The organism is Pedobacter lusitanus (genome assembly GCF_040026395.1).
Lineage (GTDB): Bacteria > Bacteroidota > Bacteroidia > Sphingobacteriales > Sphingobacteriaceae > Pedobacter > Pedobacter lusitanus.
Window position 1 is genome coordinate 1,073,855 of record NZ_CP157278.1, and the last position, 20,145, is coordinate 1,093,999.

At 40.3% G+C, this 20,145-nt stretch carries 15 protein-coding genes; 6 read left to right on the forward strand and 9 right to left on the reverse strand.

Translation table 11 applies throughout. From position 1 onward, the window contains the following. Positions 1 to 3: 3 nt before the first annotated feature. From PL_RS04690 to PL_RS04700, 3 genes are read left to right on the forward strand one after another with little or no spacing between them, the layout of a single operon-like run. Entirely contained in the window at positions 4 to 1,440 is a 1,437-nt protein-coding gene (locus PL_RS04690; protein WP_041883502.1) for a SusD/RagB family nutrient-binding outer membrane lipoprotein, read from the forward strand. A 13-nt stretch (positions 1,441 to 1,453) separates the two neighbouring features. Next, the gene (locus PL_RS04695; protein WP_052496418.1) at positions 1,454 to 2,707 is read left to right on the forward strand and encodes a DUF5689 domain-containing protein; all 1,254 of its coding nucleotides are present in this window, start codon (positions 1,454 to 1,456) and stop codon (positions 2,705 to 2,707) included. A 43-nt stretch (positions 2,708 to 2,750) separates the two neighbouring features. Next, positions 2,751 to 4,271, forward strand: a complete 1,521-nt coding sequence (locus tag PL_RS04700) for a calcineurin-like phosphoesterase C-terminal domain-containing protein (RefSeq protein ID WP_041883501.1) — start codon at positions 2,751 to 2,753, stop codon at positions 4,269 to 4,271. 85 nt (positions 4,272 to 4,356) lie between these two features. On the opposite strand, the gene PL_RS04705 is transcribed toward PL_RS04700, so the two are convergent. Then, a complete protein-coding gene (locus tag PL_RS04705; protein ID WP_152620342.1) occupies positions 4,357 to 6,753 on the reverse strand; it encodes a TonB-dependent receptor domain-containing protein in 2,397 nt (798 codons plus the stop codon). A gap of 247 nt (positions 6,754 to 7,000) precedes the next feature. On the opposite strand from PL_RS04705, the gene PL_RS04710 reads away from it, so the two are divergent. Further along, entirely contained in the window at positions 7,001 to 9,823 is a 2,823-nt protein-coding gene (locus tag PL_RS04710; protein ID WP_041883497.1) for a TonB-dependent receptor, read from the forward strand. 26 nt (positions 9,824 to 9,849) lie between these two features. Beyond that, the gene (locus tag PL_RS04715) at positions 9,850 to 11,274 is read left to right on the forward strand and encodes a hypothetical protein (protein WP_041883496.1); all 1,425 of its coding nucleotides are present in this window, start codon (positions 9,850 to 9,852) and stop codon (positions 11,272 to 11,274) included. Positions 11,275 to 11,285: 11 nt separating this feature from the next. Here the strand turns inward: PL_RS04715 and PL_RS04720 are convergent, their stop codons facing one another. From PL_RS04720 to PL_RS04745, 6 genes are all read right to left on the reverse strand, one after another. Further along, a complete protein-coding gene (locus PL_RS04720) occupies positions 11,286 to 12,638 on the reverse strand; it encodes a DUF5690 family protein (RefSeq protein ID WP_348621111.1) in 1,353 nt (450 codons plus the stop codon). A 10-nt stretch (positions 12,639 to 12,648) separates the two neighbouring features. After that, positions 12,649 to 13,233 (reverse strand): HD domain-containing protein, encoded by a 585-nt coding sequence (locus tag PL_RS04725; RefSeq protein WP_041883495.1) that lies wholly within the window; start codon positions 13,231 to 13,233, stop codon positions 12,649 to 12,651. A gap of 17 nt (positions 13,234 to 13,250) precedes the next feature. Continuing rightward, complete coding sequence (tmpA, locus tag PL_RS04730) at positions 13,251 to 14,411, reverse strand: 2-trimethylaminoethylphosphonate dioxygenase (protein WP_052496417.1); 1,161 nt, start codon at positions 14,409 to 14,411, stop codon at positions 13,251 to 13,253. A 5-nt stretch (positions 14,412 to 14,416) separates the two neighbouring features. After that, positions 14,417 to 15,556 carry a TauD/TfdA family dioxygenase gene (locus PL_RS04735; RefSeq protein WP_052496416.1) on the reverse strand — a complete coding sequence of 380 codons (1,140 nt, stop codon included), beginning with the start codon at positions 15,554 to 15,556 and terminating at the stop codon, positions 14,417 to 14,419. 503 nt (positions 15,557 to 16,059) lie between these two features. Next, on the reverse strand, positions 16,060 to 16,500 hold the full coding sequence (locus PL_RS04740) for an SRPBCC domain-containing protein (RefSeq protein WP_041883514.1): 441 nt from the start codon (positions 16,498 to 16,500) through the stop codon (positions 16,060 to 16,062). 177 nt (positions 16,501 to 16,677) lie between these two features. Then, complete coding sequence (locus PL_RS04745) at positions 16,678 to 17,250, reverse strand: Crp/Fnr family transcriptional regulator (RefSeq protein ID WP_082035973.1); 573 nt, start codon at positions 17,248 to 17,250, stop codon at positions 16,678 to 16,680. A 103-nt stretch (positions 17,251 to 17,353) separates the two neighbouring features. Between PL_RS04745 and PL_RS04750 the strand changes: the two genes are divergently transcribed. After that, positions 17,354 to 17,896, forward strand: coding sequence for a biliverdin-producing heme oxygenase (locus PL_RS04750; protein ID WP_041883493.1), 543 nt, complete (start codon positions 17,354 to 17,356; stop codon positions 17,894 to 17,896). Between the two features lie 56 nt (positions 17,897 to 17,952). Here the strand turns inward: PL_RS04750 and PL_RS04755 are convergent, their stop codons facing one another. Together PL_RS04755 and PL_RS04760 are read right to left on the reverse strand one after the other, a co-directional pair. Next, positions 17,953 to 19,326, reverse strand: a complete 1,374-nt coding sequence (locus tag PL_RS04755) for a hypothetical protein (RefSeq protein ID WP_041883491.1) — start codon at positions 19,324 to 19,326, stop codon at positions 17,953 to 17,955. Next, positions 19,313 to 20,137 (reverse strand): hypothetical protein, encoded by an 825-nt coding sequence (locus PL_RS04760; protein ID WP_348621114.1) that lies wholly within the window; start codon positions 20,135 to 20,137, stop codon positions 19,313 to 19,315. The genes PL_RS04755 and PL_RS04760 overlap by 14 nt, the downstream gene beginning before the upstream one ends. Positions 20,138 to 20,145: the final 8 nt, after the last annotated feature.

Genomic DNA, 20,145 nt, shown 5'->3' on the forward strand with positions numbered 1-20,145 from the left:
GAAATGAAATTCAAAAATTATACAATCTGTTTGATTTTATGCTTAGCGATAAGCTCTTGTAAAAAAGGGTTTCAGGAGCTGAACGTAAACCCGAATACCAGCGCAAAGGCTTTACCACAAGCCCTGCTGGCTCCCGCTATTTCAAGTATTGTCAAAGCAAATATGAGCCGCAGTCAGCGACTCACTAACGAACTGATGCAGGTAACTGTAGATATGGGCGACACTGATGGTAAAATCTTCCGTTACGATATCCGTAAATCTGAAGCAGATTATCTGTGGAACAGCTGGTATCTGGAATTATCAAATTTCAATGATATCTATGCCGGAGGTGAACAACTGGGCAGCAATAGTTTTAAAGGAATCGCACTGATCTGTCAGGCCTATGTATTTTCCTTACTAACCGATACATATGGTGATATCCCTTATTTCAATGCGACAAAGGCTAAAGATGGTATTTTCATGCCTGAGTTTGATCGTCAGGAAGTCATCTACCAGGACTTGTTCAAAAAACTGGAAACAGCTAATGAATTATTAAAAACGGGAACAAATATTCCTTCATCCAGTGACCCCTTATATGGCGGAAATGTGGCTAACTGGCGCAAGTTTGGCAATACACTCTATTTAAGATTATTAATGCGTATTTCGGCAAAATCTCCTGGCCAGGCTGCTGCGAAGATTAAAGATATCGTAGAGTTGAACAGTGCAAATTACCCGATTATAAACAGCAATGCAGAATCTGCCGCTTTAAGATGGTCCGGAACGGCACCATACGTTTCTCCTTTTGCCACCTGGCGACCTGCCGACTGGTACACACCCAAACTGGCCGATTTCTTTGTGAATAACCTAAAGGAATGGGGCGACCCCAGGATAGCCAGATGGGCTACCATTTATAATGGAAAGTATGAAGGTATTCCGAGTGGCTACCCTGTCGGGCAGGCTCCGGAAGGCAAATCTACCTTACCTGTTGCTCTGCAATCAGAACCTTTACTGGGTAATATTTTAAACTATGCAGAGTTACAGTTTCTTTTGGCCGAAGCCGCAGCCAAAGGCTGGATTACTGCAGGGACAGCCAAAAGTTATTATGAAAACGGAGTGACCAACGGGATTACCTACTGGGGTTATACCGTTCCCGAAAACTACTTAGCAGGAGCAGATGTAAAATGGGGAGATAACCTGGCTTTGGAAAATCAGCTGGAACTGATCCACGTGCAGAAATACTACAGTTTGTTTATGACCGGTATGGAGCAGTGGTTTGAATATCGCAGAACTGGCCATCCGTATTTACCTAAAGGACCGGGTCTGCTGAACAACGGACAAATGCCTTCCCGTTTAAATTACCCTGTTTACGTACAATCTACCAATGGTGCAAATTATAGTGCCGCTGTGGCTATCCAGGGCGCAGACGATATCTACACTAAAGTATGGTGGCAAAAACCTTAACCGCTCAATAATTATGAACAAATATATATTTCAATTGCTAAGTTGCTGGATCTTATTAACCGGGCTGGCCGGATGTAAAAAGCACGATTCAGCTTTAGGTGATCCTAGTCCTATTATCGCTCTGGAAGATCTGCGTGCCGTTTATCAGGGCAGCGATGTTAGCTTAAACACCAGTAATCTGGCTGGCGCACATCAGATTATAGGTGTCGTAGTATCAGATGGTTCATCTGGTAACATGCCTGCAGGAACTGTAGCTATGCAGAATAACCGGAGGAATAAAACAAGAGGAATTTTACTGGCGGTAGAAAATGCAGCTGCACTGCAAACCGGTGATTCCATTGTTGTGGATATTAATGGAACAACCTTAAAAAAAGTGAATGGAAGTCTGCAGGTGACAGGATTAAATGCAGCCTCGGTAACCAAAGTTTCCAGCGGAAACAGCAGAAAACCAATTACTGTTACTACTGCATTATTCAAAGCCAAACCAGATGATTATGAAGGAACACTGGTAAGAATATTTTCCGGGAGTATCATTCCTGTTCCTGTTGCCGGAGAGTTATATGCAGGAGATAAAAGTCTGTCTGATAATGGCGGCGCAATGATTTTACACACAGAAAAAAGCGCTGCTTTTGCGGGTAAAGGTCTGCCTGCCAGCGCAACTTTTACCGGTATTCCGCTGATGTATCAGCCGGAAGGAAAAGGTGATGCCGTACCAAGCTTATGGCCCCGGAATATACAGGATATGCTGGATGCCAGCGGGCCAATTTACAACGGTTTCCCTGAAACTTTTGAGTTTCCGGATCAGAGCTTAAAAGCTTCTTATGCAGCTGCTGTTGCCGCGTTAAAAACAGGCAGCTGGTTACTGGATCAGGCTATTCTGGCCAATACTTCTGGCCGTGACCGTTTTAATCCTGCTGGTTTCCAGTGTATCAGAATGCAGCAGAACCTTACTGTTCCGGGTTATGTGCAAATGAACTTTAATGTACCTAATGGGGCATCAAAAGTATCCCTGCTTTATGGCTCGTATTACAATGATGCCAGCAGTTCATTTGTACTGGAATATTCGAAGGATGACGGGCTGAGCTGGGTACAAACCGGGAAAGTAATTAACGATGCATCGGCCGTTGCCAAAACAGCCACATTCTTAATGGATATTACCGGGCCGGTAAGGTTCAGAGTAAAAAAACTGGGCTTAGGAACCACAAATAATACTTCAATCAACAACGGAAGACTGAGCATTGAAGATTTTGCCATTTATGCCAATTAAGATTAAACGTGAGTCAGAACTCACTATTTAAAAACATATACAGATGTTAAACAGAAGACATTTTTTAAGAAACTTAGGGCTCTCAGGTACACTGGTTGTAGCACCCGCTGCTTTAATTGAGGCAGCTACCCCACCGCCTGCCATCAAGCCTACCGACCTGACTACCGTCATTTTAAAAGGAAATATCAGTGCCGGCGGCAACCCGGTTCCGGGAGTTGCGGTAACTGATGGAATCAATATCACACTGACAGATAAACGTGGTAATTACGAGTTACTCAGTAATCATACGGCAGACTATGTTTACATCAGTTCACCGGCCGGTTATCAGTTCAATCAAAAAAGAGGGATTACCTCTTTTTATAAGGCTATTCCAAAAGATCAGACCAGTTTTAAAGCTGATTTTCAATTAGAAAAACTAAACGTATCTGATAAAAAACATAACTTTTTAGTCTGGGCAGATCCTCAGATTATTTCTAAAAAGGATGCAGCATTGTTAAAAAGTCAGACTGTTCCGGATGTACAGCAATTAGTTAGTACTTATCCAAAAGGGACGCTGTTCCACGGCATTGGTTGCGGCGATCTGGTTTGGGATCATTTTGAACTGATTGCTGATTATAAGGATGCAGTAGCAGAAACAGGCATTCCGTTTTTCAATTTACCAGGCAACCATGATATGGATCTGGATGCAAGATCTGATGAATTATCAACCCGTACTTTTAAAGACGAATTTGGCCCTGCTTATTATTCTTATAACAGAGGTGATATTCACTATATATCATTAGATAATGTGTTCTTTTTAGGTGTTGCTAAAAAGTATATTGGCTATCTGACAGAAACACAATTACAATGGATAGAGCAGGATTTAAAGACTGTTAAACCAGGAAGCACAGTTGTTCTTTCTGTACATATCCCTACCAATACCGGCTCAGCAAGAAGAAATAAACTCAAAGAAGAAGAGTTGGGCGGCGTATTATCAAACAGGGAGCGTTTATATAAATTACTGGAAGGTTATCAGGTGCATATCCTGTCTGGTCATACCCATATGAATGAAAAATGGGAAGACCGCAACATGATCGAACATGTACACGGAACAGTATGCGGTGCCTGGTGGACAGGCCCCGTCTGCAGCGATGGCTGTCCTAACGGATATGGTGTTTACGAAGTGGATGGCAGTGAAATCAAATGGTTTTACAAGTCTACCGGAAAAGATAAAAATCATCAGTTGAGGATTTATCCTAAAGGTTCTTTCCTCCCAGCTGAACAAAACACTGCCCCTGCTAACCCGCAGGAAATTGGTGTCAATGTCTGGAACTGGGATCCTCAATGGAAAGTAGAATACTTTGAAGACGGCGTAAACAAAGGAACAATGAAACAGAGAACAGCTATGGATCCGATTGCCTCTAAACTATACGGCGGCCCGCTGGTGCCTAAAAAACATAAATGGGTTGAACCAACCTTAACAGATCATTTGTTTTTTGCGATACCTGCTGCCGGTACCCGTCAGTTCAGGGTAGTTGTGACAGACCGTTTTGGCTCCAGCTACACTGAAGAGATTATGCTTTAATAAAAAAAAGGGATTTGAATTATCAAATCCCTTTTCTCATAAAGCTCTGAGCTATCTTTACAGGCACTCCATTCTTCCTGTAATATTATCCCCCATTATCAAACTGCATATCCTTCTTCTTTTTAACCACTCCAAAACTATAGCTGAAACCCAGATAAAAGATCCTTGAATTACTAACCGTTTTAACATGCTGCACCAGATATGGCCCCTGTAAATCTGCTTCTTGTCTTTGTGTTTTAAACAAGTCAGAAACAGTCAGATAAACACTACCCTTTTTATTCAGCACATCCCGTTTTGCGCCCAGATTCAGAACATAACTAGGCAGATACCTCCCCTGCGGTGTTAACCTTGCCGATTTATAAGTAGAATTAAGTTGTAATGCCGTTAAAAGCCCCAGACTATAACTTGCATTTAAATTTGCTGTCCAGGTTACCGTAGACTTCTTGTTGCTATATCCCAGATTTGAGGCATCTATCTCATTATAAAAAATGTTAGGCGTAAAATTGATCACCAGTTTATCCTGCAGATTCACCCCTATAACAACATCTGCTCCAAACGCTCTGTCATTAGCCAGATTCTGCTGACGGGTAACCAGTACAGAGTCATTTAAAGCCTCTGTAATTGCTGTAAACCTGTTCATGGTATATCTGTAATAAATGCCGGGCATTAAACTGATTCCGTTCTTTCTCCATTGATAACCTGCTTCAACAGAATTGATAATCTCAGGTAACAGACGGGGATTCCCCACCCTGATATTAGTCGGATCTGCGTATTCTGCAAATGGATTTAACTCATCAGCTTCCGGTCTTCTTACCCTGCGGCTGTAGTTTAATTGCAGCTCTTTATTTTCCCGCAGTTTATAACTGAAATGTAAAGTGGGATATACTTTGAAATAATGATTAGGGATGGATTCACCAGTAGTAATCAGCCCGGAATTAACTGCACTGTACTCTCCTCTTAAGCCCAGCATCATGGTTATTTTTTGAAATGCCTGGGTATAAGTTCCATAAACTGCCTGCACATGCTCATTGTATATAAAATGATTAGTCTTTTGAATATCAGGTATAAACTGCTGAGTGGTCTGATTAAATGCTTCACCAGAAAAATCCATATCATGTGTATTAAACTGTCCGTCATAACCTGCTTCCAGCTTAATCTGTTCAGACAATGGATTCTCATAGGATAAAGTTATCTGCCTGGTATCTGCAGTCTGTAAAATCAGTGTATTATCCTTTTGATCTGCTATCGCGGGCACGCTGAAAACATTGGTATAACGATTATCCTCAGTCTCCGGAGAATGTGCCAGATTAACCTCTAAACGTATCTTATGCTCTTCTTTACTGAAACCATGTTCAAAATAAAATGCACCGCTTGTGGACTTTTCCTGTTCAAGATTCTTTCTGAACCGGTCATAAACCTGATTACCGGAAGTACTGGTCACTCTCTTATTGGTCAGATCGTCTTTATATAAATTTCTCTGATAAAAGTTACCCGATAATCCTAAGCTATTCTTAGGATCAATTGTATAATCAAATCCTAAACTGGCAATCTGAGAAAAAGGTCTTGTTTTAGCCGTTAAAAAATCACTGTAAGTACTTTGCAAATGCGTCACCTGGTCTGTCTGTAAACGCTGATTCACTGTAGTTCTCAACCTGTCATCCTGCTTTGCGCTATAGGAGCCAAACAAGTTAAATTTACCCGTATTATAATTCAAAGAGGTACCAGCATTGTAACGCTCCCTGTTCCCCGCATTTCCGGTAACAGTACCATTTAAACCACGCTTAACATCCTTCTTCAAAATAATATTAATAATCCCTCCTGTCCCGTCTGGTTTATATTTTGCTGAAGGATTGGTAATGACCTCTATTCTTTCAATACTATTTGCCGGCAATTGCTGTAATACCGCCGCGGCATTTTTTCCCATTAAGGGTGATATCTTTCCATTGATCAGAATGGTTACCGCAGAGTTCCTTAAACTCACATTTCCGTCTATATCAACCTGCACTAAAGGAACATTTTGAAGAACTTCACTGGCAGACCCTGATTTTGCCATAATATCCTGATCCACATGATAAACTTTTTTATCAATTGAATTCACATAGACAGCTTTTTTAGAATTGATGCTGACTTCTTTAAGTGTGCTTTTACTATTATCAAGAGCGATATGCTGTCTGCTGTTTTTATACTGACTGTTGATCACAAACAAAACGGTTCTGGTATCATCATAACCGATATAACTGGCCTGAATATAATAACTGCCTTCAGGAATTGATTTAAAAGTATAGGAACCATCAGCTCCTGTTACTTCATGACCTTTAACGGTATGATCAGACTGGCTTTTCAGTACAACATTAACAAATTCCAGAGGCGCTTTGGATTTAAGATCCGTAACTGTGCCGGATACCGAACCAATAATTTGAGAACGAACCATTAAAGGGAGAGAGAAAAGCAATAAAAAACTGAATACGTAAAGTTTCTGCATATATGTAATTATAGATGCTGCATAGTTACCATTGAATTCTGGATACAATTTGTAGTTATTTCTGCAACCCGGAAATCAGCTAAAAAAAAATGAAAATCTCCCAGCCACAACTCCTGTAACAACAGAGAATACCCGCTTCATATTAACCCAATATTATCATTATGTTATTGATTTTCCAGCACTTACACAAAACAGAATTCCTTCAGAATTCAACAGCTCTCTTTGTGTAAAATTTAAACACCCCTTTATGAAACAACCTTACTTATTCTACAAATTATTATTGCTATTTGTCGGATTACTGTTTACCACCAGTCTGAGTGCGCAGACTCTTGACGTAAAGGTAAAAGACTCCAGATCTGAAGAACCCATGATGGGTGCCTCAATCACATTGGTTCAGGGCAAATCAACCAAAGTGGTCTCTACTAACCTGCAAGGCAGGTTCCTGTTTGAAAACATCAGATCAGGATCTTACCAGCTCTGGGTAAACTTTGTCGGATACAAACGCTCAGAAGTATTTGAAGGAACACTCAGCAGCGGACAATCCAGATTTATTGTGATTCATTTACAGGATGCCAGCATTGAAATGAATGAGACAAATATCATTGGTCACAGCAGTAAAGAAACTGATTATTCTGCACGCGGGCTGGAAAAAAATGCAGGTATGATTCAAAACATCCTTTCTGCAAATACTATCCAGCTTTTACCTGATGTCACAGTTGTCAATGCCTTACAAAGAGTAAGTGGAGTAACCATTCAGCGTTCTTCAAGCGGAGAAGGCAGATATGCGATTATCCGTGGAATGGATCAACGTTATAATACTACACTTGTAAATGGCATTAAAATCCCCAGCCCCGACAATCAGTACAGATTTGTTCCTATGGATATTTTCCCATCCGAAATGCTGGAAAGACTGGAAGTGATCAAAGCCCTGACTCCAAATATGGAAGGTGATGCAATTGGTGGAGCAATGAACCTGGTTATGAAAAGTGCTCCTGACGGGTTAATATGGAATGCCAACGTTTCCGGCGGTTTTTCTACCCTGTTCTCAAAGTCCAGACCTTTTGTACATTTTGATGCTTCTCCAGGGAAAAATTCTCCTGCTGCTGTTAATGGCAATAGCTATGCTGCAACCTATACCGATTTCAACAATAAGATGTTAAGCAGCCAGAAAGAGCTGAGCAGTCCTTTCAGTTCCACAGCCGGTCTGACTATCGGGGACCGCTTTTTAAAACGTAAGCTGGGTGTAATTGTTTCTGCAAGTTATCAGAATATCTACCGCGGATCAGATTCAAAACAGCTTACACCAAATGCTCAGCCATCTGCGATCCCACAGCCTAATTCACCACAATTCTCTGATTCTTATGACAGAACTTATTCAACCCAGACACAGCGTTTAGGAATACACAATAAAATCGACTATGCAATTGATCAGAACAATAAATTATCACTGTACAATTTGTATATCCACCAAAATGAGTTTGAATCAAGAACAGGCTCAGATACTTTGGGTTTAGGTATAAATTCAACTGCTTTGAGAAAACAGATTACCCTTGCCCAGCGCAATACTTTAACAAAGCAGAATATTTACAATGCGACTCTTCATGGTGATCATCAGCTCAGTGACAAATTACGCTTTAACTGGGATGGTGTTTATTCCGTTGCCAGCAGACATATGCCAGACAGAACTGAATTTAGTTATGATGCCAATCAGTCACTCAACAATAACCTGGAAATTACCAGTGAAATTGATAACAATACCAAATTAACTCATCACTGGGAAAATAATACAGATAAGGACATAGTAATTTACGGAAATGTAATCTTCAACCATACCATCGCCGGGCGTGAGGTGGAATTTACTGCCGGTGGTTTATATCGCCATAAAAACCGCAAAGCCGATTATATCACCTACAGTCTTACCGGTGGAAAATCTACTTTATTTAATGGTGATTTCAACACTATACCTTTTGCCTTTAATTCTGCTGCTGATGGTATTGGAAGTAACAATCCTGATTTGCAGAATAATTATAAGGTAACCGAAGATGATAATGCTGAGTACCTACAGTTCAGGTTTAACCTGATTCCCAAACTACAGATTCTGGGTGGAGTAAGAGTCGAAAACACAAGGATGAACTACGATACAGAGTCGCCTTTAACGGTTACCGAAAGAAGTGGAAATATACTTTATACGGATGTTTTACCCAGCATCCATTTCAAATATGCTTTAACGGATAATCAGAACTTACGGGCATCTTATTTTGCCTCTATCAGCAGACCCGGTTTCGGAGAACTGGTACCTTACAAAATGGATGGAGAATATTACAGTCAGGTCGGCAATCCCCAGTTAAAACATATTACTGCAGATAATGCTGACCTGAGATATGAATTATTTCCTGGCGGGGCAGACCAGTTTTTAATAGGCTCATTTTATAAAAGAATTTACAATCCGATTGAATATTTTGTAGTGAGAGATGGTGGTCCAAGCTCACAGGTGATTAAGCCTCAAAATGATACCGGTGCTGCTACAAACTTCGGATTTGAAGCATTAGTGACTAAATTCTTTGGTGAGATAGGTTTCTCTTTGAATTACACTTACACGCATTCGCGGATTACGACCAGCAAATTACTTTATTCCAACGACCCGGCTTTAGGTTTGCAGCAAACACTGGTAGATCAAACCCGGCCGTTACAAGGTCAGGCAAACAACGTGGGAAATGCGTCTGTATTGTTCAAAAGCGGGCGGATAGGCCTGGATATACAACTGGCTTTTGTTTATACCGGCGAAAGGCTTGCACAGGTATCACCTTATTATAATCTGGATTTCTATCAGCATGCTTATAATCAGCTGGACTTCTCTTTTGAAAAAACACTGATCAAAAAGTTATCATTTTATGGAAAGATTAACAATATCACCAATGCCGCAAGCAAACTTTATCTGAAATTCCCGCACGCGAGCCTGGATATCAAACAACAGGAATTTCTGGGAAAACAGGATATCTCCGGCCAGACACTGGTACAAAGCAATTATTACAAAACCATGTTCCTGGGCGGATTCAGATATAAATTCTAAAAAAGACAATTTCAAAAACCAGCAAAATGAAAAAAATATTAAGCATAATGATGTTACTTCTTATAGCTGCATCATTTACGGCCTGCCAGAAATGGAAACAGGAACATACAGATATTTATAGCTATACCCCGCCTGCTGCGAATCCGGTAAGTGATAAAGAACCATTATCCTGTAATGGAGGAAGTACAGTAGTACCGGTAAAAGGCACTATGCTGTCAGGCAAAACCTATACGGTTTCGGACGGTTGTGACCTGGTAATTAATGCAGGAGATACCTTATTACTACAGCCCGGGGTAAAACTAAATATGGGAACCGGGAGTAGTCTGATCGCTCTTGGAACCCTGGTAAGTAATGGTTCTAAAGATCAGCCGAATTTTATTACCGTGCCTGGAATCACCAAAAATGATCAGCCGGGGGGTATATTACCTGCAAATGATCCTGCTTATGCCGGGAAATGGAAAGGTATCATAGGCGGCCCTACCTGTAATCTAATGGTATTACGCTGGACACATATTGAATATGCAGGTCTGACCGAGGGCAAGGCTACGGCCACCATTGCAGGCTCTGGTTTAGGAAATCAATTCAGCATCCTTTTTGCCAATTACAACGGGAACTTTATTATGGAAGATTCCTGGCTCTATGGTGGTGTTGATGATCCCATCCGGATTTCTGCCGGTAAAGTGGCTATCTTCCGTAATACTTTTGAAAAAAACGGAGTTAGTGGTGGTGATTGCATCAATATGAAAGGTGGTACAGTGGGTACACTTGCCTACAATCTCTTTTTAGGTACTGCCACTAACGGACAAAAAGCTTCCAATAAAGGGCAGGCGGCCGGAGCACCCCAAACCAATATTGTGATGTACAACAATACATTTATAAGCGGCGGTTACCGTCAGATACAAAGCGGCCGCGGCGGATCAATCAATTATGAAGAAGGTGCAATGGGTATGTACTATAATAACGTTGCCGTCAATTGTAAATATGGATACAGGGTAGTGAGCAGCCCGACAGCCGATATAGCCCACTTATCTTATGGCAATAACTACCAGTGGGGAGATTCTCTTAGTGTAGCCAACCAGTTTTATCCTACTGGTTACATCACCAAACCGCAACCCACAGATATTCCTTCTATTACGACTTCTGCAACTTTTCTGCCTCCAAATTACACACCAGGGGCAATTTACGATGGAAGAGACGCCGTTCAGAAAAACAATCCTCAATTTTTGAATTTCCCGTTACCAACTACTGGTCATCCGCTTGCACAATATAATGCCGTTGGAAATTACAATTTCAGGATTCAGGCAAATTCACCGCTGATTGGAAAAGGGAACACGACGATCAAACCTTTGATTGTAGTTCCTGTAAACAGTATCTATGGCATTTCTGAAGTCACACAACCGGGAACAGATCTTGGCTGTTATCAGCTGAGCGGAGTAGGAAACCAACATTAAAACAAGAATCATCATAACCCAGACTGTGAAAAGTCTGGGTTTACGGATTGACTGACAGAATGATCAGGAATATCGGTTGTTTCAGCCGCAATGCCCAACTTTTTTCGCCAAAAGTATAAATAAGATAAACTAATACCCATGATACCAATAACTGATACCAGCCCTGCCCCATGCACAAAAAAACTGCCCCAGGATAATTGGGTGTGGCCAAACTGTTTGAATAACAGGATAAAGACACTACCCAGGTAGCCTATAGAATCGGCCAGATAGATCATAAAACCTACATTACTTTTATATCTAAAAGTAGCAATCAGCCGTTCAAAGAAAATAATTGAATATGGCACATAGGCCAGATATAGCCCCAGCGTAACGATATACATATAGACCATGCTTTGAATTGCCCCTGACATAAAAGCCCAGGTTCCGGCCCCAATCAGCAAAAATCCGAAACCAATGCTAAAGTGAGCCACTTTAAATGCCAGAAAATTCTTTTTAACCAGCATAATGAGTGACATCAGCACCAACACCACAAGCGAAACAGGAATATCAATCTGACTATAAATACCAGGATTGTTTTTATAACCAAAATCAGTCCAGATCTCCACTTCAAAGTTATCTCTGAAATCCCGCATTACTGTAAGTAAAACGTAGATTGCAATGTTAAAAATCAGACCCGGAAGAAAATATTTCACAAAAGCTTTACGTTCTTTAGCGGTCATAGGGAGCCGCTTTGTTCTCAACTTTATATCTTCTGCCGTAGGTGGTGGCACCTGTTCCAGCAGATAAACAAAAAAGAGAAGTGGCAGGACAAATAAAAGTCCGACCATAAAAGGCATCCACCTTTCTGTTACTGACCAGTGGATCATCATCAAACGGCCAATAGTTTTAATGATTCCAGATGAAAAGATAAAACTGGTACACAAAACGGCTCCGATAAATTCTGCACTTTTTCTTCCTTCAATATAGGTAAAAATTAATCCCCAGATCAGTCCCAAAGGGATTCCATTAATGAACAAACAGATAATGCTATAGGGTGCCGGAATAACAGCGAAACCCAAAAGTGATAACCAGGCAATCAGAAGTAAAATCAGGATAGCTTTTGCTCTTCCATTTGGCTGTGTCTCTGCAATAAACCGGATACCGATGAATTTACTAAACGCATAACCAGCAACCTGCGCTATAACCAGCCATACTTTAAAATCGATTCCCAATAACTGATCTGCAGGATAAATTCCTGCCGTAAAACCCTTGCGAAAGGCATAGGTACACATATAAATACTAAACGTAGTCAAAGCACATAGCACAGCAGTATAAGCCTGTGGCATTTGCATAAGTTTTTTTTTAATCAGGGATATTTTCTCCACCTTGTAATGATTAACCATTTGATGTTTCCGCGTGTAACTTTAGCAGATAATTGTAAGTCATTTCTTTCATTTGCTGAATTTCAGAGGCAAGCACAGGCTTATCCGCATCTTTTCCCAGATCATCCCACCTGCGTATTTTAACATATAAAGGCGCTAAAGGATCCTGCTCAAACTCGGCTGCTTCTGCAGCTGTCATTTGGCCTCCCTGAAATTCAAGTGTGATTTTACTGGCCTCGGACAGCTCATTGTAATAGGAAGGCTCAGCATAAATGAGATACTTTTTAGCAGCCACATGACTTGATACCAGATCTGCCATCTTTTGCGGAAAACCCATTTCAAGCAGACATTTCCCTCCAAGATCATCATGATGCTGCGTACCATAGATATCCATCTTTTCATCGCCTTCAAAAAAGTGGCCTATATCATGAAAAAATGCTGCCAGTATAATTTCATCTTCCTCACCTGCTGCCTGTGCCAATTGTGCACATTGCATCATATGCATCAGCATGCTTACACGTTCTCCATACTCCTGTGCTCCATGAGCTTCGTAAAGGTTAAATATATTTGCTACTGTTTCTTCTATTTGTTGTTCCATTCTGATGTGATGTATTTTTATACTAATTGATTGATTGCATTGCGTTTCAAAACACCCAGTTTACTTAATAACCCATCCCTGTCTGCATAAGCTCCCTGTAAAAACCGCTCTCCTCCTGCTCCGTCATAAGCACTACGCCCATGCATGACTCTTTCATTATCAACTATAAACAGATCTGACGCTTCCATTTTGAACTCAACAAAATAGCGTTCATCGTCAATCATCTTTGCCAGGTACTGATAAGCCTCATAAAATGCAATCATCTGCTCTTCTTCAACTTCAAAAGCCTGCACGGAACGGTTATTAAAACGGATAGCATTCACTTCGCCAAAAACATCCAGACCGATGATAGTATCTGTTCTTTCTATCAGATCGTGCTGGTCTTCAAATCTGAAATTTACCGGTGTGGTAGACAATAGGTGAAACATTTGCGAAGAGTGCGATTTTAAATCTGCGATAACTTTAAAAGCATCAACCAGTACCGAGTTACCACCTGCAGCACTGGATTGCAGACAATGCAGCAGTTGCAGCGTTGGTGTTGGATTTCGGTAAGGATTATCAGTATGTGCACTCAGACCGAGCGAAGTAAAGGCCAGGTTGTTAGGATTAACAGTCGTTTTAACATCAAACAATTTTCCATAATTGGTTTCTCTGATATAACCAAACAGCTCTACTACTTTAAGGATCATCCCTGGTTGGGCAGGAACATTGCGTAATACTGCAAAACCATACTTTCTGATATTTTCCAGCCAGCTGCATAAGGCTTCATCGCTGGCAGATATAGCATTGTAATCTCCTGCCGGAAGATTATTATTCAATGTTTCATCCCACAATATCAAAGGCGCTGATAAATGACCTTCCTGACGACGCTCTGCAATGGCAGCTTTAGATAGCCGGTGATTATACAGCCAATCTGCACTAAATAAACTCTGATGTGCTTCACCATCCCAACTGATCAATACTTCTGATCCGTTCCGCAGCTCAGTATTCTCTGGTTTTATAGCCGGATTGATAGCTGATGTTTCAATCAGCTTCTGTCCGTTACTGTGTATCGTGGATGGAGACGGACAATTATCCCGCAGGTACAGATAAGGATAGCTGGATATTTCTCCGTTTTCCCAGTAAACAGCAAGCGTGTCCGAGTTTTCAGTAATTTTTTCAATCGCGGTATTTATCATATATATTATTTTTTAAGCATACGTAACTTACTCAGCAGACCATCTCTATCTGCATAAGTACCTTGAAGATGTCTTTTCCCTTCCTTACTGTCAAAGCTGGTACGACCGTGAAGAATGCGTTCATTATCTGCAATAAAAAGCTGACCGGGTGTCATTTTAAATCTCACCTGATATTCAGGGTTATCAAGCATCCCCGCTAAAGACTGATACGCCTTATAAAACTGTGGGATGAGTTCATTTTCTATCTCAAAAGGCTGGATTGCCCGATTGTTAAATCTTAAAGAACGTAGCTCATTTTGTGGTCCGAGACCTATAATGGTTGCATTTCGTTCTATCCAGTGATCTTTGTCACGGAAACGAAAATTTACAGGAACAGTACTGAGTAATTCAAAAAAACCGGGCTGTGTTGCAAGAAGTTCCGCTGCAACTTTATAGCCATCGACAACAATAGTATCCCCACCCTGCACCTCATTTTGCAGACAATGTAATAACTGCAATGTAGGCACAGGATCACGGTAAGGGTTATCAGTACGTGGACTTAATGCCATTGAACTACTGACCAGGTTATTTGGATTAATCTGTGTCCTTTCATTATAGGTACGTCCATAATTGGTTTCACGTACGTAACCAAACAAACGGGCTACTTCGGCTACCGCACCACTATGAACGGGTACATTATTTAAAACAGCAAATCCATAACGTCGTACATATTCCAGCCAGACAGTTAATGAGGTATTATTTTCGATAATCTCCTGATACTCGGCCTGCGGTACTCCAATACTCAGCGTACTATCCCATAATTCAATAGGTTCAAAAAGGCTGTTTTTTACTTTCCTCTTTTCAATTTCCTGTTTGGAGAGACAATGGTCACGTAACCATTCGGCCGGGAATTTACTCTGATGTCCATCCTGCTGCCAGACGATATTTACACTATTGTCTTTAGTGAGCTCAATAACTGCCGGTTTGATCTCAGGATCAAGCTGTGCAGTTTCTGTTATTTTCTGGCCGCTTTCATGAATATTCTGCGGAGACAAACAGTTATCTCTTAAATAGATATAGTAAAAAACACTCGTATGATTATCTTCCCATAAAATGTTAAGTGTGTTTTCCTCTGCTGAATATTTAATTATGTTATACTTCTCCACGACCTGCTTGTTTTACAGGAGTCAAAATTCAGCAAATCGTATTATAGGAGATTAAAGAATATGTTATGTATTGGACCTATTTGTTAACAAACAACGATCATATTTCCAAAATAATAGAGAATCAGAGGCTTAATAACCAGAAAAAAGAAGATAAAATAACTGATGATTTAACATCAGCATAATGATAAATTTAACTACCGCTATTCTAAAGCCAGGGAAACTGTCAATAATGGAGATAAAACTCAGGCCATAGATTAAGTTATTGTTAAATAACCGCTTACACCTTAAATTTCTTAATATGACTTCTATCTTTGCGCCGAAGTACAAGTGCTACTTTAAACGCAGGGAGCTGAATTATGGCGGCACGAGAAGGTTCGATTCCTTCCTCTGCATCTACCCCCTCTGATGATATGATAACCTGAACAGCCCTGCCCTTAAACAGACAAGGCTGTCAGGATTTCACACCCACCTATATACTAACCAAAATATTCCGGATATAGAAGCTATAAATTCTTTTCTACTTCTTCTTTGAGTTTCTCATTCATCAGCACGAAACCTCTTTTTGTATTATTATCCAATTGTCCCTTTAAAAGCGGCACCAATATTCCTTTGAATTTCTCACTCTGTATCAATGTTGTAGTTCCATTGCCATTATCAATCAGTTCAAATTTATGTTCGCCGTCAAAGATCCCCCTGAACAAAAGGTGTCCTATCCATCTGAATTCTTTAGGTCCATCAAAAGCAAGAACTTCCGGTTTAAAAGTCATCCCCTTTGCCTCATGCGGAGCAATCTGTACGGTAATCTGATTGCCGGCCTTAACATCACCTTTGAGTAATTTAATAAAGGGGTTCCAGTTGGGATAATTGTCAAAATCAACCAGTACATTCCATACCTTTTGAGGCACTGCATTGATTACGATTTCTGTTTTAATTTCTTTTGCCATTATAATGCTGTTTAACAGGAGAATTAAAAAGCCTAAAATCAGTAACGAACAAATGGCTCTTAATATCTTCATATTTCTGTATTATTAATTAACAGCACAAAGATCTTCAAAGACAGGCAGGATACCCTTGACAAAAATCAAGAAATATGACAGTTATGATTCTCGGCAAATAGAAACTTATAAAAGTTGTTTCTTTCTGATTCTGCTGAATGTTTCAGGTGTCATCCCGAGCATAGAGGCAATATATTGTAAGGGTACCTGATTAAAAAGTTCCTTATTATTTTCAAAAAAGAAACTATACCGTTCCTCTGCGGTCATAGAAAGATGAGTAAAAATACGGTCTTCCAAAGTAGTAAAGCATCTGGTGATAAATAGCTTCTCAAACTCTTTCCATTTGGGTACCAGCTCTCCTATTTTATTATAATCGGCTCTGCTGATCGTAAATAATACAGTATCGGTTAATGCCTGAATAGTCCAGCGTGCTGGTTTTTCAAAAATGAAACCAGCAAGATCTGTTATAAAATATCCTGGTGTAGAAATCCACTGCGTAACTTCTTTATCTGCTGTGGCCGCAAAAACCCTCAACAGTCCGGACTGCACAAAACTCAGTTTGTCAGAGGCTTTCCCCGTTTTTAAAAAATAATCACCTTTTTTTAAGGTAGTCAGTTTGAATAAGGAACGGATTGTTTCCAGTTCCTGCGTTTCAAGTTTGCCGAAATAAGAGGTAATGTAATTTTCAAGTTCCGTCATGACAATTTGCTATGCTCAATTATTCTTACAACGCAGAAAAAGCGTTGGCCAGATTCTTCTAAAGTACGATTAATTGTTAATTTGCGGCATTACACAGACGATTATGATCAGTTCAATTATTAAAGATGCGACCATGCCTGCCCACAAAAAACTGGAGAAACAGGTGATTTTAAAGCTAAAAGCGATTCGCAGTAACGAAGATTATTCCGCATTGCTTAAAAATTTCAATGACTATTTTGATGCTGTTGAAAAAGCTATTGCGCCATATATCAATCCTGAAGTTCTCGCAGATTACGGTCAGAGAAGAAACTCAGCTTATATTAAACGGGATATTACAGAACTCGGCGGAGATCCAATCCCGGCAGCTTCTGTAGAAGTTCCGGAAATTCAGAATTCACTGGATGCTATGGCTGCCCTGTATGTAATGGAAGGTTCAATTATGGGCGGAAAAATTATAGTACAGATGCTGGCCAAAGCGGGTATCACTAAAGGTGTTTCCTTCTTTTCAGGTTACGGTGAAGATACAGGAAGATTATGGGGAACATTTATTAAGGCTTTAGACCGAACCGGAACAAATGAAGAAGATGAAAAAAGAGCCGTTAAAATAGCAAATGATACTTTTAATTGTTTTGCTAAAGTCTTTTAATCACAATTGCTGTCCATAACAAAGCATGCACGCTACCTTCTGGTCGCAAAATGCTTTTAATGTGTTGTCAGCGTATAAATAATATCAGTAGTATATATTCCTGCTTTCCTATTCAACAGATTTATAGTCTGGGAAGCAGGAATACTATATTTCAAACTAACCGGAGTATCAATACCTGCCGAACCTGTATCAATTAACTTTTGATCCTGTGTGGTTATCGAAGATACCGTGTTAATTCCCCCTTGCCCATCTGCAGGACCGATTCTCAATATACTTACCGGAATTGTACTGGTGCCTGAAACAAAGTTGGCACTGCTGGATTTGACTGTCAGATCAAAAGGCAGCGTCTTACTGACTATCAGATTATTATTTACATTTACAGCCACTCCGTTTTTATAATCATCGGCTGTAATAAATTTAAGATCTACATTTGAAGTATTAATTCCCAGCTCTGAAAGATCCCCCACTGTCACTTTGAGATTAAACGATCTGTTGTAGGTAACGGAGAAAAAATCATCAGACTGACCGGTAGCTTCCAGATTTAATTCTGTGGTATAAATTCCCTTATTAATGAAGCCTGCTCTCAGATTGGCAGGAGATATAGAAAACTGTTGCACCGGCGAAGTGATATTCCCGGCAGGTACATTCCCGTCATATATAGTCTGCAGGTTATTCCCGATAAAAACAGGATTGCTCTGTTCAGGTGATTGTATGCTGGTTTGAACCAGATTCACATTGGTTTTAGGAGTCTGCAATCCGCTTTGGCCACCACTAAAAGTAAATTGGCTGCTACTGCTTTTTAAATCAATCTGTAAGGGAACAGTATGCAGATAAGAGCTGTTCTGACTAACTGACAACTGGGTATTTCTGAAAAAACTAAGGCTGTTTACCGAAAGATTGATATCACTGGCAGCACCAATTACATTAATCAAAGCCGGGACCGACACACTTAATTTGACCGAATTCGGGGTAACAGATGTCCAAAGACCATAATAGGAAGCGTCGAAGGTCAGATTTGTGGAATATTCACCAGCTTCCCAGGCAAAAGAGGCCTGATTTATAGTCTTATACTGCACAGAAAAATTTCCATTTGAAAAATTAGAAAGACCTGCACCACTACCTGTAATATCCTGTGCGCTCGTACTCAAAATCACACTTCTGCCTACGGTACTATTTCTTATTGCAGCAGCAGTAAACCGGCTCACAGGAATAGTCTTACTCCCGGAAGAAGCTGACAAATAGCTACTATTACTGTTCACTATAACAGTGGGAGAAGTAAATAATCCGGCTGAATAATAATAACCGGATGCATTAACGGTTACAGTTTTACTGATTAAAGCCGCAGCATCAATTTTCAGCACAGGATTCTGTGCACCCGCTGATTTCCATGATAAAATCAGCAGCAATATAATATAGCTATTTTTCAACATGAATATCCCTTTCTGCAACTTTCAGATTATAGTTTTCACCTGCATCCAGTATAGCAACGCCCAGATACTCTCCGGGTAGAAGCTCTTTTTCCATCGTATAATAAACCCATTGAAAATCTTTTGGCATAATGGCTATAGGCACAGGCTTAATTTTAATTTCCTCTCCTGTTTCTTTGTTAGTCAGTTCAAATCTGACATAACCATCTTTATTAATTTCGCCTGTATTCTCAAATTTTACTGCCAGACGATGCAAATTCTTTCCCTGATCAACTACGGTCTGATAATCAAAAGCCAGAAAGTTTAATACTCCCGGTTTACCGTCATTAGGCAGATAAAATAGTTGCACACCCAATTCCAGACTGATCCTGATTCCAAAACCCGCCTTATCCTCGCTCTGTGGTAACCTGGCATTAGTCTGGGTAAAAAACAACATGCTGTTACTCGATAGCTTATTTTCTTTTTCCCGTTCAGGCACCAGGATGCTGATTATAAAGTTCTTTTTTTCGCCCGGATTGATCTTGATATTTGTACTCGACAACCTGATGTTCCTGCCGTTGGAACTGGCTAAAGTCCCCATAGGAAAATAGATTTTATTTCCGAGGGAGTCTCTTTTCCAGTCCTGAATACTGGTAATAAACTCATAAGGTTCCTTTCCCGAATTGCTGATAGTTATGGTTTCTGTTAATGTCTCCCCAGGATTTCCTTTAAAAAACAATCTGGTTGGAGAAAAGGATATAGCCTGTGCTTTTACAGGCTGATTAACCCCAAGACCAATTAATACCAGCAATAAAATATCTGTTCTAAATCTCATAATTCAAT

Coding starts and splice junctions, on each gene's coding strand:
- PL_RS04760 (WP_348621114.1), bottom strand. CDS start 20,137: ATGAGATTTAGAACAGATATTTTATTGCTGGTATTAATTGGTCTTGGG.
- PL_RS04690 (WP_041883502.1), top strand. CDS start 4: ATGAAATTCAAAAATTATACAATCTGTTTGATTTTATGCTTAGCGATA.
- PL_RS04700 (WP_041883501.1), top strand. CDS start 2,751: ATGTTAAACAGAAGACATTTTTTAAGAAACTTAGGGCTCTCAGGTACA.
- PL_RS04705 (WP_152620342.1), bottom strand. CDS start 6,753: ATGCAGAAACTTTACGTATTCAGTTTTTTATTGCTTTTCTCTCTCCCT.
- PL_RS04715 (WP_041883496.1), top strand. CDS start 9,850: ATGAAAAAAATATTAAGCATAATGATGTTACTTCTTATAGCTGCATCA.
- tmpA (WP_052496417.1), bottom strand. CDS start 14,411: ATGATAAATACCGCGATTGAAAAAATTACTGAAAACTCGGACACGCTT.
- PL_RS04740 (WP_041883514.1), bottom strand. CDS start 16,500: ATGGCAAAAGAAATTAAAACAGAAATCGTAATCAATGCAGTGCCTCAA.
- PL_RS04725 (WP_041883495.1), bottom strand. CDS start 13,233: ATGGAACAACAAATAGAAGAAACAGTAGCAAATATATTTAACCTTTAC.
- PL_RS04745 (WP_082035973.1), bottom strand. CDS start 17,250: ATGACGGAACTTGAAAATTACATTACCTCTTATTTCGGCAAACTTGAA.
- PL_RS04710 (WP_041883497.1), top strand. CDS start 7,001: ATGAAACAACCTTACTTATTCTACAAATTATTATTGCTATTTGTCGGA.
- PL_RS04755 (WP_041883491.1), bottom strand. CDS start 19,326: ATGTTGAAAAATAGCTATATTATATTGCTGCTGATTTTATCATGGAAA.
- PL_RS04750 (WP_041883493.1), top strand. CDS start 17,354: ATGATCAGTTCAATTATTAAAGATGCGACCATGCCTGCCCACAAAAAA.
- PL_RS04695 (WP_052496418.1), top strand. CDS start 1,454: ATGAACAAATATATATTTCAATTGCTAAGTTGCTGGATCTTATTAACC.